Source organism: Salinibacterium sp. NYA9b (assembly GCF_976973725.1).
This window is the reverse complement of sequence record NZ_OZ333476.1, coordinates 2,304,069-2,318,677: the sequence shown is the minus strand read 5'-3', so window position 1 is coordinate 2,318,677 and position 14,609 is coordinate 2,304,069. Positions and strand designations below refer to the sequence as shown.

Below are 14,609 nucleotides of genomic sequence, written 5' to 3'. Positions count from 1 at the left end.
CCAGAAGGCCCGCACCGGCATGGTGCGGGCCTTCTGTGCGTTAAGCGCCGTTCACCGGTGGGCGATTCTCCTTCAGTGCCGTCTAGTGCGCGCACAAAAGCCCCGCTCCTTCCTGGGGGAGCGGGGCTTTCGGCGGCGAAGCCAGGCCGGTTAGGCCTTGGCTGCTTCTTCGTCGGATGCTGCAACAGCATCCGCTTCGACCTGAGCACGAACGATGTCGCGCTTCTTTTCGAGGCGGCTCACCCAGTAGGCGAATCCGAGGGAGAGAACGGCGAGGACCGCAATGGTCCAGCCGCCGAGGTTTGCTACTCCGAAGAACAGACCGGTCAGAGGGTTAGCTCCGTCGACGAGCGACGAGATGAGCTGTGATCCCTGGTTGTCGCTGAAGCCGGACGCTTCGGCGATGGCCGTGAACTGCGGTGCCGTTGCGGTGGCGATGAACAGGCCGATCGCAATAACGATGGCGCCACCGATGACGGAGCGCACGATGTTGCCGCGGAAGATCGGAACCATCATGGCCACGATGAACGGCAGGGTCGCAAGGTCAACGAGCGGCAGCACCTGGTTGCCCAGGGGAGCAAGCGCAATAGCGATCAACACGGTAACCGGCACGAGCACGAGCGACGTGGCGAGCACAGCGGGCTGTCCTACTGCGATCGCGGTGTCGAGTCCGATGTAGAACTTGCGGCCGGGGAAACGCTTCTGCACGAACTCGCGAGCGGAGTCGGAGACGGGGATGAGGCCTTCCATGAGGATCGACACCATGCGCGGCAGTAGCAGCAGAACGGCAGCGAGGCTGATCGCGAGAACGAGAATTGCGATCGAGTCTTCACGCGGGTCGTCGAAGCCGAAGCCAGCAAGCCCGATGATGATTCCGAGCACGAGACCCAGGATCATCGATTCGCCGAAGACACCGAAACGCTTCTCGATGGACTGCGGGTCGGCCTTCAGGTTGCGGAAGCCGGGGATGCGGTCGAAGATCCAGTTGAAGGGGATCGCGAACAGAATGTACGGCGCGCTGGTGCCGTGCGGGAACGAGATGTCGGGGAAGTTGAAGTACTTCTGAATCAGCGGCGCAGAGAGGTCGGCGAGGGCCAGAACGATCACCATGTGCACGGCGGCGGCGGCGATACCGATCCAGAAGTTGTCGGTGACGGCACCGACGAGAGCGCCGACGAGGGCGAAGTGCCAGAAGTTCCAGAGGTCAATGTTGAACGTGCGGGTAAGGCCTGACCACAGCAGCAGCATGTTGACGAGGATGCCGACAGGGATAATCACCGCCCCGATGGTTGATCCGAAGGCGATGGCGGCGCTCGCGGGCCAGCCAACGTCGAGAACGGTGAGGTTCACGCCGAGGTTCACGGCGAGAGCCTGCGCGGCGGGACCAACGGTGCCGGCCATGAGACCGATGACGAGGTTGATTCCGATGAAGCCGATACCGATGAGGACACCGGCGCGGAGGGCTTGGCTAAACTTTTGGCCAAGAATCATGCCGAAGATGGTGATGAGGATCGGCAGGGTGACCGCGGCACCGAGTGCCGTGAGATAGCTGGTGATATTCGTCAGAATATCTTCAATGATGTTCAACGTTGAACGTCCATTTCTCTGTCTGAAGTGAGTGGTGTGGGTGCGCTAGAGCGCGCTGTAATGCACCGCAATGGTTAACTGCGGTGCACGACGTAGGGGTGAATTAGGCGAACTGCTTCTCGATTTCGGCATACACCTTGTCGAGGCCCATTCCGGTAAGGAACGGGAGTCCGGCGATAACGGGGATTCCGACCGAGTCGGGCACTTGGGTAGTGGCGACGATGAAGTCTGCAGCGAGGTCGCCGCGCAGAGTGTCGGTTACTTTGCCTTGCGAGATTGTGGCGTCGAGGCCCTTGGAGGCGCAGAAATCCTTAATCTTGGTTGCAACCACGGTGGATGTTGCTACTCCGGTGCCGCAGATCACGAGGATGCGTTTTGAGGCCAATTTCGATACTCCAATGTATTCGCGAAGGACTGTTGTGACACAATTATGCACGTTTGATGTACAAATGTGTACAAGTGGTTCTTGTTTTGACTATGACAGTCACCAAGAGCCCGACAGGCACGAGACTTAACCACCGCCAATGAAGGATGAGGGTTCATGAGCGACACGACCAACGCAGCTGCGGCAGACACCAACCACGACGGCGCGACCGCGACCGTAGTGCCCCGCGCCGACCTCAGTTTTGTGGGGCTGCGGGCGAATTCGAGTGCGGAAGTTCTCACGGCTTTCGCGACCCAGGCACTCGCCGTCGGAGCCGTGCATCCCACCTATGAGGTGGCACTTCTCGAACGCGAAAGCGCGTACCCCACCGGGCTGCCGACCGTCATCCCTGTCGCTATCCCGCACGCGGATGTCGAGCATGCCATCGAATCAGGCCTCGGGATTGCGATGCTGGCAGAGCCAGTTCACTTCGGCGAGATGGGCGGAGCCGACTCCACTGTCGCAGCCAGAGTCGCGGTGCTCATTTTGGTCACCGAGCCGCACGCGCAAACGGAGATGCTCACGCAACTCATCGCCGTGTTCCAACTCGATGGCTGGCACGAGGCTCTGAGCGCCGCCACGACTCCCGAGGAACTCGCCTCAGCGTTCGCGGGCCTGCTGGCCTCAACCGCCGCTCAATAACGACGAAGGGCCGCACCATCATGGTGCGGCCCGACTGTCGTGCCGGTTCCTACTTCATTCCGCTGAGGGCGACGCCTTTCACGAGGAAACGCTGAAGAGTGACAAACAGAATGATCGTCGGGATCATGCTGATCATCGTTGCGGCATTGATGAGGTTCCACTGGTTGAATTCTGATCCCGCGAAGTTCACGAGCCCTACTGTCACCGTGTACATCGCTTCGTCTTGAGCGACGAGCAGTGGCCAGAGGAACGTGTTCCAGGTGAACATGAACTTGATGATCACGAAAACTACGATCGCGGGGGCAACCATGGGGGTGATGACCCGGGTCAAGATTCGCAGTTCGCTCGCGCCATCCACGCGGGCAGCTTCAACGTAGCTGTAGGGGATGCCCTCCATGAACTGTCGGAGCAAGTAGACCCCGAGAACCGTAAACAGGTCGGGCAGGGCCATGCCGATGTAGGTGTTAGTGAGGCCAGCCTCGGAGACCATGAGGAACATCGGAATGACGAGTGCCTCTTGGGGAACCATAAACAGGGCGAGCACTAAGAGAAAAATCGGTTCTTTGAAGGGGAACTGGTAGTAGGCAAAGGCATACGCCGCGAGAAGTGCGATGACCAAACTGGTCACAATGCCAATGCCCGTCACGATGAACGAGTTGGCGATGTACTGCCCGAAGTTGTATTGCGCAAAGAGCTCGACGTAGTTGTCGAAATTGAAAAAGTTATCCGGCAACCAACGAACGGGCACTTCGAGAATCTCCGACGGCTTCTTGAGCGACGAAAGAGCAACCCATACCAGCGGCAGCATCATCACGAGGCCGCCGAGGGTGAGGGCCGTGAAAATGCCGGCTTGCTTCAGATTATTGGCCGTGCGCCACGAGCGTGAGCGTTTTCTGGTCGCGGCTGGCGCAGGCGGTGCGGTGGTGCTGGCTACTGGGTGGTCTTTTACCGATGAAGTACTCATTCTGAGATGTCCTTCGTGAAGATTTTACGAATTACGGCCGTGATCGCTACCAAGAACACAAAGAAGATCACCACGTAGACGGCGGCTTCCCCCCACCGGTCGAGGCGGAATGCCAACTCGTAGATTTCCATAACCATGGAGCGGCTTGAGCCGACCGGGCCGCCCTTCGTCGCCACGAAGGGAAGCTCAAACAGTTTGAACGCATTCATCACTTCGACGCTGATGACCAGCACTAGCTGCTTGTTCAGCAAGGGCAGAGTGATCGACCACAGCATCCGAAGCGGCCCGGCGCCATCGAGCCGGGCCGCTTCGTAATAGGAACGATCGATGCCATTGAGGCCAGCAACCAAGATGATCACGTTGAACCCGAGTCTGGCCCAGATGTACATGATCGCCAGCGACGGGATGACTTGCTCATCGCTTGTCAGCCAGTCTTGACCGGCGATTCCAAAGAATCCAAGGATGCTGTTGGCGAGCCCATAGGCGGGGTTGAAGATCCACAGCCACACAAATGCCACCGCGGTGAGCGAGGCAACGACGGGTGCAAAGTAGAGCGCCCGAATCAGCCCGGAGCCACGTTTCCACATCAAGGCGTTGAAGCCGAGAGCCACGATGAGCGCGAGTACGACGCCGGCAGGCACCCCGAGCAGTGTGAAGTACAGGGTGTTTCCTGCGGCGTTGATGAACCGCTCGCTCGTAACTACGGATACATAATTCTCGATGCCGATGAACTCACGCCGTCCGATGACGGACCAGTCAAAGAAACTGATCACAATGTTGTACCCCAGAGGAATGAGGAACAACAGAACGACGAAGAACAGGGCGGGAGCGAGAAAGAGGAACGCTCGAATCGTGGTGCGTCGAGAGTAACTTTTCTGTCTCCCAAGAGTGGGGACTGTCATGGTGTGAAGCCTTTCGAACTGGGTGGAGTACCTAGTTGCCTCGCTCGAGAAGTTCGTTGACCTCTGTGACGGCGGCGTCGAGCGATTCGCGAACATCGTCGCCTTGAAGGGCGCGTTCTATAGCGGCACCGACTGCCGTAGCTATTTGGTTGGTGTACGGCGCGTTGTAGACCGGTCCGGCACCCTCAGCGAGCTGCTTTTGAACGGCGACGTAGTCGGTGCGATCGACCACGTAGGGATCGTCAAAGTTCTGCGACCACACGGGCATATAGCCTTCGAGCTGTGCCAGTTCGAGGTCGAGTTCGGGGTCGGAGATCGCCCGCATCCAGTCCCAGGCCAGATCCTTGTTCTGGCTGCTGTCGTTGACCATCCAACCCCAGTTGAAGAGCAGGCTTACCTTCGGGTAGCCGGCGTCACCGGTGGGGTAGGGCACGACCCCGAATTTCACCTCGGGAGCATTCTGCTTGAGCCAGCCCTCATACCAACCCTCGCGGAAGGTCATCGACGAGAGGCCCTGCGCGAAAGTGTCATCGGGGGTACCAAGCTGCAAGCTTGAAACGCCGTCGGTCACCATGTCTTGCATGTATTGAATCCCCGCGACCGTTTCGTCGCTGTTGAGGTAGCCGTCGGCGGTTGAGTTGTCTTCCGCGTACAGGCGTCCGCCGAACGCGTGAATGTAGGGGAGTGCCTTATCGACGATGCCGGTCGGATTTCCCGAATAGCGAAGGGCCATTCCGTTGCGGGTGACTGTGCCGGAGGAGTCTTGAGTCGCGAGCAGATCAGCGTATTCACGCAGTTCCTCGAAGGTCTCGGGAGGGTTGTCGGGGTCGAGTCCGACTTCAACGAACTGGTCGATGTTGTAGAAGAGTTCCATGCCGAGGTCGGAGCTGACGGGATAGCCGCTCCACTCGCCGTCTACCTTGAAGTTGCCGGCGGTGAGCGGAGTCAGGTTCTCTTCCCACAGCTCTTGCAGATCATCCGGAGCTTGGCCGGCTACGCCGAGCGCGCCGCCGTAGTACGACACTTGACCCATGAAGATGTCGGGGGCATCGCTCTTGCTCGCAAACCCGGCGGTGTAACGGGCTTCGTATTGGCCGTAGGGAATGTCGACGTACTTGATAGTGACGTTTGGGTGCTGCTCTTCGAAGTCAGCAATCTTGTCTTTATAGAAATCTGTTGTTTGGCGCCAGTTGTCCTGGGGGTTCCAAATCGTCAGTGTTGCTTCGCGTTCGGGATCGGTCGATGCCGCTGAACATGACGACAAACTGACCGCGGCGACTACTGCCAGTGCCAGCGTTCGTTTAATGCTGTGTTTCATTCGGTCCTCCTTGACTGATGAGCATTTCCGCGCTGTATGCCTGTGCAACATACGCACGCATTGTGCATCTTATGGGCGCCCCGAGAGGGCTGTCAAGCAAAAAACAACTTCTCTGATATACCAATATCTGTGCGTATAATGCACAGTGTGTGCGCTGAATGTGATGTTCGTCCCAGGGCGAGGCACTGCTGCGCAGCACTATGACGAGAAGGAAGAGGGCACGAAATGGGAAACACTTTGCAGGGTAAATCCGCGCTGGTCACAGGTGGCGGCGTCGGAATTGGGCGCGCAATTGCGGCTGGATTGGTAGCAGAGGGGGCACGCGTTGCTCTGACCTATCGATCGCACGCGCCGGAAGAGAGTTTCTTGAACGAGCTTGAGCGCGCGTCAGGGCATCGCCCGCTAACTATTCAACTCGATGCCACCAGCGAGGCTGAGGTCGAGTCCGCGATTGCGCAGGTTGCCGCTGAGTTCGGGGCGATCAACATTCTTGTCAATAACGTTGGTGGGCTAGTCGAGCGGTCATCGATTGCAGAAATGAGCGCCAACCTCTGGGATCAAGTCGTCGCTGTGAATCTCGACAGTCTGTTTCTGACCACCAGGCATGCACTGCCTATCTTGGCGGCGGAGGGCGGGCGGATAATCAACATCGCGTCTCTGGCTGGACGCAACGGTGGACATGCGGGCGCAACTGCCTACGCCACGACCAAGGCTGGCATCTTCGGATTCACTCGCGGGCTGGCCAAAGAACTCGGTCCGGCCGGAACGACCGTAAACGCGATAGCCCCAGGTTTCATCGAGGCAACGCCGTTCCACGACCGTTTCACCTCAGCCGCTTCGAAAGCGGCGACGATCGAGACTATTCCTGTTGGGCGTGCCGGAACGCCAGAAGATGTCGCCTCGGCGGCTACGTGGTTGGCCAGTCCGTCAGCAAGCTTCGTCAGTGGCATCGTGCTCGATGTCAACGGCGCACAGTACTTCGGATAGCGCGTGATTAGCGCACCGATCATCCACCCACCTATTCTGGGAGCGCTCGCTGCTGCGGGGCATAAGTCCACGATCATGATTGCGGATGCGCACTTTGCGGCGGCGTCGATCTCGGGTCGCCGGGCGACAGTGGCCTATCTGAACTTCACGGCGGGAGCTCCGCTCACCACTGATGTCCTTGCCACCCTGACGCGCATGGTTCCGTTTGAGCGCTATACGAGCATGCTGACGCTCGACGCAATAGAGAGCCCCGTCTGCGGCGAGGTCAAGCAAATCTTGGGTGTCGATGTGCCTCATGACGTGTTGGAGCGAGATGCTTTCTACGATCTCATTCGCAGTGACAATCTCATCTTGTGCATCGTCACCGGCGATACGCGGCGATTCGCCAACATTCTCGTCACCGTTGGAGTGAATACTCAAACAGCGGTATCGTGACAGAACCAGTCGAATGCGTGCACAGGGTGTGCGGATGATGCAACGGAGTGAACCATGTCACAAACTGTGAGCAGGGCGATCGACATCCTCGAATACTGCAGCGAGCACCCTCGTGAACTTCGGGAGATCGCCGCAGAGCTTGGAGTGCATCGAACGACAGCTCTCAGGATTTTGCAAACAATGTCGGCGGCGGGGTTTGTTCGCAAAGATGACTTTGGCCGATACGGTGTGGGGTTTCGCCTCGCCGGGCTTGCGCAGTCCGCCATTAATCAGTTCGATCTGCGCACCGTGGTTCACCCTTACATCGTTCGACTCTCTGAATCGACCAATCAAACGATCCAGTTCGCCGTTCCCCAAGAGGGGCATATCGTTTACGTCGATAAGATCGAGCCGGTTCAAAGCATCAGTCTTAACACTACGATCGGGGGATTCGTCGTGCTGCACACCGCGGGCGTCAGCAAAGCGATTCTTGCGAACCTCGATATCCCGTCCCGCGATCGGATCCTGGCGAATGCAACTTTCACGAGCTACACGCCGAACACCATCACGACCAAGGGCGAGTTTCTCGACCGACTAGCCACCGTCAAAGAGCGCGGCTGGGCGACCGATGAGGGCGAATTCGATATCGTTTCGAATTGTATTGCGGCCCCGGTCTGGGATCATAACGAGCGCGTCACCGGCGCTATCTCGATCACATCATTCCGGGAGAAGGCCGATATCGCAGAGCTCGTCAAGAACATTGACGACCTTTTAGATACGACCACCGCGATCTCGAGGGAGCTCGGCTGGCGTCCACGAAACGAAGAAGCCAGCGCTGAGGTCTCAGGCGCGCCTAACGTTGGTTGAGGAGCGCGAGCGCGAGGTCGGAGTCGACAACCAGCACGTCAAAGAGCCCACCCTTCAGCGCAGCATGGGTGCCCTCTAGTTTCTGGGCTCCGGCGGCGACGCCTACGACGGTGGGAATGTTGCCGAGCTCGTCAAGGTCGATCGCGATAACGCGGTCGTTGACGACAGACTCGACCAGTTTTCCGTCGCGGTCGAAGAAGCGCGTGCAGCAGTCACCGACGGCTCCGGATGCCGCGAACTCGCTGCGTTCTGTCTTGCTCAGGTTCATCGACTCGATGATGGCCCCGGAAGCTCCGACGCCGACGTTACCGACACCGACAATGGCGATCTTGGCGCGCCGTGATGCGTTCAGAACGCCCGTGATGGAGGGCTCGCGCAGGAATGCTTCGCGGGATTCGCGGGATTCGACGACGGCGGGCGCGTAAAGGCGGCGGTGCTGCGCTCCCAGTTTGGTGGCGAGCAAGCGCACGAGAACGTTGCCGTCGCGAGCGGAATCGACGATGGAAAGCCCACCGACGAGAGGCAAGACTTCGATGTTCTCGTGGGAGGCGTCATCCGGAATCTCGTCGACGACGGCCTGAACGCTCGAACCCCAGGAGAGTGCCACGCCGCCATCGCGGGGCAGATTGTCGATGAGCCACTGGGCGCCGAGTGCGCCAACGCGGGAAAGTTGATTGTCGGCACCGGTGCTGGGGGCGACGCGGCACTCGCGCAGTCCGTAGCGGGCGACGAGCTGGGCTTCGAGGTCTTGAGCGCGACCGAAAGGATCGTTGATGCGGATCTCGACGATGCCGTTCTTGCGGGCGTCAGCGAGAACGCGCGAGACGTTCGATCGCGAGACGCCAATCTCTTGGGCGACTTCGGCTTGTGATTTGCCCTCGAGGTAATAGAGAGTGGCTGCCTTCACAAGCATGGCCTGATTGCGTGGACTGGGTATCGGTCCATTCCTCTCTCATGCTTCGTTGCTGATTTGCACTGATTCTACTTCGGTCTTCACACCCGTGCGCGTGATTTGCAGGGTTCTGCTAGCTAGGAGTGTGGAAGGCTTGCCGGCCAACGCGCTAGTTTCCACAGGAAACATCCGAATTTTGTGCGGGCCAAATCCGGCTGGCTCACTTCTGGGGCACAGCCAAGGTTCAGACGATCGGGAGTAAATTGGGAGGATCGGATCAGGTTACAAACCGAAGAGAAGAGAACACAATGACAAACATTCAGCGTGTAACGGTTCTGGGCACTGGAGTGCTCGGATCGCAGATCGCCTACCAAACCGCGTTCAGTGGATTTGAGGTCGTGGCATACGACATCAACGACGAGGTGCTCGAGAAGGCGCGCACTCGTTTCGACGGACTCGCGAAAACGTACGTTGACGACAGCGTCGCTGGCGCGGCAGACGGCAAGGCACAAGAAGCTCTCGGACGCGTACGATTCTCGTCCGACCTCGCCGACGCCGTCAAGGATGCTGACCTCGTCATCGAGGCCATCCCCGAGATTTTAGACCTCAAGAAGACCACGTACGCCGAGCTGGGAAAGCTCGCTCCCGAACACACGATTTTCGCCACGAACTCGTCGACTCTGTTGCCGAGCGACATGAAGGACTCCACCGGTCGTCCTGACAAGTTCCTGGCGCTGCACTTTGCCAACCAGATCTGGAAGTTCAACACTGCCGAGATCATGGGCACGAGCGACACCGATCCCGCAGTCTTCACTGCAGTGGTCGAATTCGCTTCGTCCATCGGAATGGTTCCCATTCCGATCCACAAGGAGAAGGCCGGCTACGTTCTCAACTCCTTGCTCGTTCCGTTCCTTAACGCTGCGGCAGAGCTCGCGGCCGATGGTTACGCAGAGCCCGCTGACGTTGACAACACGTGGCGGATTGCCACCGGCGCCCCCATGGGACCGTTCCAGATCCTTGACGTTATTGGGCTCACGACTCCGTACAACATCATGTCCCACGGCGACGAGAACACGAAGCGGTTCGCCGAGTGGATGAAGGCCGAATACATCGACAAGGGCTACCTCGGTATTTCCACCGGTCGAGGCTTTTACACCTACACGAAGTAGTGCTGAGAGGCACGGGGGTGCTCACCTTCCCCCGTGCTCTCTACCCGACCGTGTAACGTCCAGCGTTGGTCGCTAAACTTGCTTAGTGACTATTCGCCTTTATGACACTCGCAGTGCCAGCCTTCTCGACCTCGATCCCCGTGAGCCGGGCAAGGTAGGCATCTACGTGTGCGGCCCCACCGTGCAGTCATCCCCGCATATCGGCCACCTGCGTTCAGCGCTCGTGTACGACATTTGGCGTCGTTGGCTCACCTATCGGGGGCTCGATGTCACGATCGTGCGCAACGTCACCGACATCGACGACAAGATTTTGACCCGAGCAGCGGATGCCGCAGCCGAAGGCTCGACCGAACAGTGGTGGGCCTTGGCTTACCGTGTCGAACTCGAGTTCACCGCGGGCTACAACGAGCTCGGCATTCTGCCGCCGACCTACGAACCCCGCGCCACCGGCAACATCGGTGAGATGCGCGAGTTGATCGCCACCCTTATCGAGCGTGGCCATGCTTATGCCGCAAGCGACGAATCCGGCGACGTCTACTTCGACACCCAGTCGTGGCCCTCCTACGGTGAACTCACTCGCCAAAAGCTCGACGACATGGTCGCCGCAGCCGATGCCGACCCTCGTTCCAAGCGTGACCCCCGCGACTTTGCCCTCTGGAAGGGCAGCAAGCCGACCGAGCCTGAGTCGGCGTCATGGTCATCGCCTTGGGGTAATGGGCGTCCAGGGTGGCACATTGAGTGCTCTGCCATGTCTCGCCGCTATCTGGGTGGGGCCTTCGACATCCACGGTGGCGGCCTCGATCTGCGGTTCCCTCACCACGAGAACGAACTCGCTCAATCGACTGCGGCTGGCGACGAGTTCGCTCGCCACTGGGTGCACAACGGTATGGTCAACGTCAACGGGCAGAAGATGTCGAAATCACTCGGCAACTCGGTGTTCGCTCGCGACCTTTTGGACGCCGCTCGGCCCATCGTGGTGCGCTATTTATTGGGAGCGGCCCATTACCGCTCCACAATCGACTACACTGACACGTCACTTGCTGAAGCGGAAGCAGCCTTTGAACGCCTTGAGGTGTTCATTGAGCGTGCCTCGCGTCGACTGCGAGACACTCGCTTCGACGTCGCGAACACCACAGAGGTGCCCGAGGCATTCGGCGAGGCTATGGATGACGACCTCGCAGTGCCTCAGGCGCTCGCGGTCGTGCACGAGACGATTCGTTCGGGCAACGCTGCCCTCGACGACGGAGATCTTGCGGCGGTTGCCACCGCGCGGTCACACGTGATCGCTATGGCACAGGTTTTGGGTATCAACCCACTTGATCCACGATGGGGTTCTGAGCGTTCAGAGCCAGCCGTTGCTGCTTTGTCAGTACTGGTTGAACAGCTCATTGAGGATCGCAATACGGCCCGCGCAGCAAAGGATTTTGCTGTCGCAGACCGAATCCGTGATGAACTATCAGCGGCGGGCATCGCACTAGAAGATGACTCGACCGGATCGCATTGGAGCTTGCCGTGACTGATCGGCGCTTCCGACAGGAGCAACACTCGTGAAAAACCCAGGTAACACACCCCGCGCAGGAGCGGTACGCAAGGGCCGCAAGGGCCCCCAGGTCGGCTCGGGAGGCCAGGGACGTCAGGCTCTCGAAGGTCGCAAGCCCACCCCTAAGGCAGAAGACCGCCCGTACCACCCCGCGGGCAAGCGCAAGGCTGCTGCCGAGCGCTATGAAGCAGCCGGTGGAACTCGCCGCAACGGTGGCAAGCCCTCTGAGGGTGGCCAGCGTCCGAGCCAGCCCAGCCGGTCGCGGGTAGCGAAGTCTGCCGACGAGTCCGAGATGGTCACGGGCCGCAACTCGGTGCTCGAGGCTCTTCGCGCCAAGATCCCCGCCCACACTCTCTACATGGCTGCACGCATCGAATACGATGACCGCGTCAAGGAGATCCTCAAGCTCGCGACCTCGCGCGGCATTGCCGTGCTCGAAGTGATGCGTCCAGAACTTGACCGCCTTGCTGGTTTCGACTCCGTGCACCAGGGCTTCGCCCTCAAGGTGCCGCCGTACGAGTACGCGCATCCCATGGAACTGCTCGACAAGGTAGAAGCACGCGGCCAGGTTCCGCTGCTCGTTGCCCTCGACGGCATCACCGACCCGCGCAACCTTGGCGCCATCGTGCGCTCGGTTGCCGCGTTTGGTGGCCAGGGTGTCATCGTTCCGCAGCGTCGCTCAGTCGGCATGACGGCATCCGCGTGGAAGACCTCCGCCGGTGCTGCTGCTCGCACGCCCGTTGCCATGGCTAACAACCTCACGCAGATGATCAAGGAATACAAGAAGCGCGGTGTCTTCGTGCTCGGACTTGATGGGGATGGCGACGTGTCGCTTCCCTCCTTGCCGCTGGCGAAAGAGCCCGTCCTGATCGTTGTCGGCAGCGAAGGCAAGGGTCTCTCTCGACTCGTTACCGAAAACTGTGACGCCATCGTCTCGATCCCGATCAGTGCATCGACCGAGTCGCTCAACGCCGGTATCGCCGCGAGTGTCACGCTCTATGAGATCTCGAAGCTGCGTTCAGCAGCTCGCAAAAAGAAGTAGCGTGCCGCAGGAGTGATCCTGCGCCGCAACGCAGAGAGCCGCTGCCCCCGAGGGGACAGCGGCTCTCTGCGTTTAAGGCTGCTGTTAGCTGGCGCTGACCGCGTCAAGCGCAGCCGTGATGTCGTTCATGAGGTCATCGACGTGCTCGAGCCCGACCGAGACGCGCACAATTCCCGCTCCGGGCTTCGCTTCCGACGCAACCGGGCGGTGCGTGAGTGATGCCGGATGCTGCACGAGGGTGTCGATTCCGCCGAGCGATACCGCGTGCGTGATGAGCTTTACCGACTCCGTGAACTTCGCTGCAGCGTCGTAGCCACCGGCGAGGTCAAGAGCGATGAGCGAGCCGGCACCGTCGGATTGCGTGCCAATGAGGCCTGACGGGTCCTGGCCGGGAAGGCCAGGGTAGAGCACGCGAGCGAGTGCGGGGTGGCCGTCGAGGCGACGAGCAAGCTCCCCAGCGGTCTCCTGCTGGGCGCGTACGCGCAGGGGAAGTGTGCGAAGTCCGCGGTGCAGCAGGTAGGCCGCAAACGGGTGCAGAACGCCACCGGTAAGGGCGCGAACGTTGCGCAGGGCCTTGGCGTGCTCCTCGCTTGTCGCGATAACGCCGCCCATGACATCCCCGTGGCCGCCGAGGTACTTGGTGGCGCTGTGCAGCACCATGGCTGCACCGAGTTCGATGGGGCGCTGCAGAACGGGGGTCGCGAAGGTATTGTCCACGAGAACGGGCACGGTGCCGGCGGCTTCGACGACCTTCTTGATGTCGACGAGCTCGAGAGTGGGGTTCGCGGGCGACTCAATGATGACGAGGCCCGTGTTGGGCTGAATAGCGTTGACGATCGAGTCGGCATCCGCCCAGGTCACAGTCGTGCCGAGCAGTCCGTTGTCGAGCACGTGGTCGGTTCCGCCGTAGAGCGGGCGAACGCCCACAACGTGCGGGCGGCCGGCGGAAGCGATAGCGATGAGCACCGCGGAGAGTGCTGCCATGCCGCTGGCGTAAGCGACGGCTGCTTCAGCGCCTTCGAGGGCCGCGAGGCTGTCTTCGAAGCGAGCAACTCCGGGCTGCCACAAACGCTGGTACACCGCAGAGTGTCCATCGATGAGGGGATTTCCCGTGGCGAGGTTCTCGTAGGAGTCGCCACCCACTTCGACGCTGGGCAGCGGGTTGGTCGTGGAGAGGTCAATAGAGGGAACGTGTTGACCAGATTCCTGCACGCCCTCCATTCCCGCGTGAACAGCAAGGGTTTCGAGATGGATGTCGTGAGGCAGCATTACTTGATAACAGCAGAAACTTCGACGCTAATCAACTCTCCTGCAGAATCTTCACGAATTGTGTCGTTTTTCGCATAAGCTGCGACGCAGGAGGCGACCGTGAGAGAGAACACCAGTGTGCCGATCGACTCAATCGATCAAAAAATCTTAGCGAGCTTGGCCGGCAATGCTCGGATGTCCGGATCGGCGCTCTCTGCAGCAGCAGGAGTTTCCGAGTCAACAGTCTCCCAACGTCTTCGCCGGCTGCATGATGAAGGCTATTTGCGAGGCTTTCACGCTGATATCGATGTGGCCAAGCTCGGCGTGAGCGTGCAAGCTCTCATCTCGATCAAGCTCGTCAAGCACGTGCGCGAGGACGTGGATGCCTTCCGAACCGCCGCTCCCCACTGGCCTGGGGTGCTGGCCTTCTTCCACACCGGCGGCGGAGACGACTATCTTCTCCACGTTGCGGCTCACAACGCGGCAGAGCTCAGAGACTTCGTGCTCACCTATTTAGCGGGTCATCCGGCCGTGGCGCACTCCGAGACCAATCTGGTCTTTGAGCATGTGACCGGGCGCGGACTCGAGCAGCTCTTGTCGTAGCGCGTGAGGC

At 59.9% G+C, this 14,609-nt stretch carries 15 protein-coding genes; 8 read left to right on the top strand and 7 right to left on the bottom strand.

Annotated features, from left to right (window positions below; translation table 11 throughout):
• Window positions 1-150: 150 nt before the first annotated feature.
• Together ACWFSR_RS11140 and ACWFSR_RS11135 are read right to left on the bottom strand one after the other, a co-directional pair.
• Window positions 151-1,587, bottom strand: coding sequence for a PTS galactitol transporter subunit IIC (locus ACWFSR_RS11140; RefSeq protein WP_197106301.1), 1,437 nt, complete (start codon window positions 1,585-1,587; stop codon window positions 151-153).
• 103 nt (window positions 1,588-1,690) lie between these two features.
• A complete protein-coding gene (locus ACWFSR_RS11135; protein ID WP_197106300.1) occupies window positions 1,691-1,972 on the bottom strand; it encodes a PTS sugar transporter subunit IIB in 282 nt (93 codons plus the stop codon).
• Between the two features lie 156 nt (window positions 1,973-2,128).
• Between ACWFSR_RS11135 and ACWFSR_RS11130 the strand changes: the two genes are divergently transcribed.
• The gene (locus tag ACWFSR_RS11130) at window positions 2,129-2,653 is read left to right on the top strand and encodes a PTS sugar transporter subunit IIA (protein WP_447522394.1); all 525 of its coding nucleotides are present in this window, start codon (window positions 2,129-2,131) and stop codon (window positions 2,651-2,653) included.
• A gap of 49 nt (window positions 2,654-2,702) precedes the next feature.
• Here ACWFSR_RS11130 and ACWFSR_RS11125 read toward each other — a convergent pair whose 3' ends face one another.
• Genes ACWFSR_RS11125 through ACWFSR_RS11115 form a run of 3 tightly spaced genes read right to left on the bottom strand, consistent with a single transcriptional unit; the run spans window position 2,703 to window position 5,837 of the window.
• Complete coding sequence (locus ACWFSR_RS11125; RefSeq protein ID WP_447522393.1) at window positions 2,703-3,617, bottom strand: carbohydrate ABC transporter permease; 915 nt, start codon at window positions 3,615-3,617, stop codon at window positions 2,703-2,705.
• Window positions 3,614-4,519, bottom strand: coding sequence for a carbohydrate ABC transporter permease (locus ACWFSR_RS11120; protein ID WP_447522392.1), 906 nt, complete (start codon window positions 4,517-4,519; stop codon window positions 3,614-3,616). Before ACWFSR_RS11120 ends, ACWFSR_RS11125 begins: the two co-directional genes overlap by 4 nt.
• Before the next feature lie 31 nt (window positions 4,520-4,550).
• Window positions 4,551-5,837 (bottom strand): ABC transporter substrate-binding protein, encoded by a 1,287-nt coding sequence (locus ACWFSR_RS11115; protein WP_447522391.1) that lies wholly within the window; start codon window positions 5,835-5,837, stop codon window positions 4,551-4,553.
• A 225-nt stretch (window positions 5,838-6,062) separates the two neighbouring features.
• Between ACWFSR_RS11115 and ACWFSR_RS11110 the strand changes: the two genes are divergently transcribed.
• Genes ACWFSR_RS11110 through ACWFSR_RS11100 form a run of 3 tightly spaced genes read left to right on the top strand, consistent with a single transcriptional unit; the run spans window position 6,063 to window position 8,105 of the window.
• The gene (locus ACWFSR_RS11110; RefSeq protein ID WP_447522390.1) at window positions 6,063-6,824 is read left to right on the top strand and encodes an SDR family NAD(P)-dependent oxidoreductase; all 762 of its coding nucleotides are present in this window, start codon (window positions 6,063-6,065) and stop codon (window positions 6,822-6,824) included.
• Between the two features lie 3 nt (window positions 6,825-6,827).
• The gene (locus tag ACWFSR_RS11105) at window positions 6,828-7,259 is read left to right on the top strand and encodes an RbsD/FucU domain-containing protein (RefSeq protein ID WP_447522389.1); all 432 of its coding nucleotides are present in this window, start codon (window positions 6,828-6,830) and stop codon (window positions 7,257-7,259) included.
• A 54-nt stretch (window positions 7,260-7,313) separates the two neighbouring features.
• A complete protein-coding gene (locus ACWFSR_RS11100) occupies window positions 7,314-8,105 on the top strand; it encodes an IclR family transcriptional regulator (protein ID WP_447522388.1) in 792 nt (263 codons plus the stop codon).
• Here the strand turns inward: ACWFSR_RS11100 and ACWFSR_RS11095 are convergent.
• Entirely contained in the window at window positions 8,092-9,018 is a 927-nt protein-coding gene (locus tag ACWFSR_RS11095; RefSeq protein WP_447522387.1) for a sugar-binding transcriptional regulator, read from the bottom strand. The genes ACWFSR_RS11100 and ACWFSR_RS11095 overlap by 14 nt on opposite strands.
• A gap of 287 nt (window positions 9,019-9,305) precedes the next feature.
• Here ACWFSR_RS11095 and ACWFSR_RS11090 point away from each other — a divergent pair, with 287 nt between their 5' ends.
• The 3 genes from ACWFSR_RS11090 to rlmB all read left to right on the top strand — a co-directional run bounded on the left by ACWFSR_RS11090 (window position 9,306) and on the right by rlmB (window position 12,748).
• Window positions 9,306-10,166, top strand: a complete 861-nt coding sequence (locus tag ACWFSR_RS11090; protein WP_197109555.1) for a 3-hydroxyacyl-CoA dehydrogenase — start codon at window positions 9,306-9,308, stop codon at window positions 10,164-10,166.
• An 85-nt stretch (window positions 10,167-10,251) separates the two neighbouring features.
• The gene (gene cysS / locus ACWFSR_RS11085) at window positions 10,252-11,682 is read left to right on the top strand and encodes a cysteine--tRNA ligase (protein ID WP_447522386.1); all 1,431 of its coding nucleotides are present in this window, start codon (window positions 10,252-10,254) and stop codon (window positions 11,680-11,682) included.
• A gap of 31 nt (window positions 11,683-11,713) precedes the next feature.
• Complete coding sequence (gene rlmB, locus ACWFSR_RS11080; protein ID WP_197106295.1) at window positions 11,714-12,748, top strand: 23S rRNA (guanosine(2251)-2'-O)-methyltransferase RlmB; 1,035 nt, start codon at window positions 11,714-11,716, stop codon at window positions 12,746-12,748.
• A gap of 84 nt (window positions 12,749-12,832) precedes the next feature.
• Here rlmB and ACWFSR_RS11075 read toward each other — a convergent pair whose 3' ends face one another.
• On the bottom strand, window positions 12,833-14,017 hold the full coding sequence (locus ACWFSR_RS11075) for a trans-sulfuration enzyme family protein (protein ID WP_197106294.1): 1,185 nt from the start codon (window positions 14,015-14,017) through the stop codon (window positions 12,833-12,835).
• 99 nt (window positions 14,018-14,116) lie between these two features.
• Here ACWFSR_RS11075 and ACWFSR_RS11070 point away from each other — a divergent pair, with 99 nt between their 5' ends.
• Window positions 14,117-14,599 (top strand): Lrp/AsnC family transcriptional regulator, encoded by a 483-nt coding sequence (locus ACWFSR_RS11070; protein ID WP_197109558.1) that lies wholly within the window; start codon window positions 14,117-14,119, stop codon window positions 14,597-14,599.
• The last annotated feature ends 10 nt before the right edge of the window (window positions 14,600-14,609 follow it).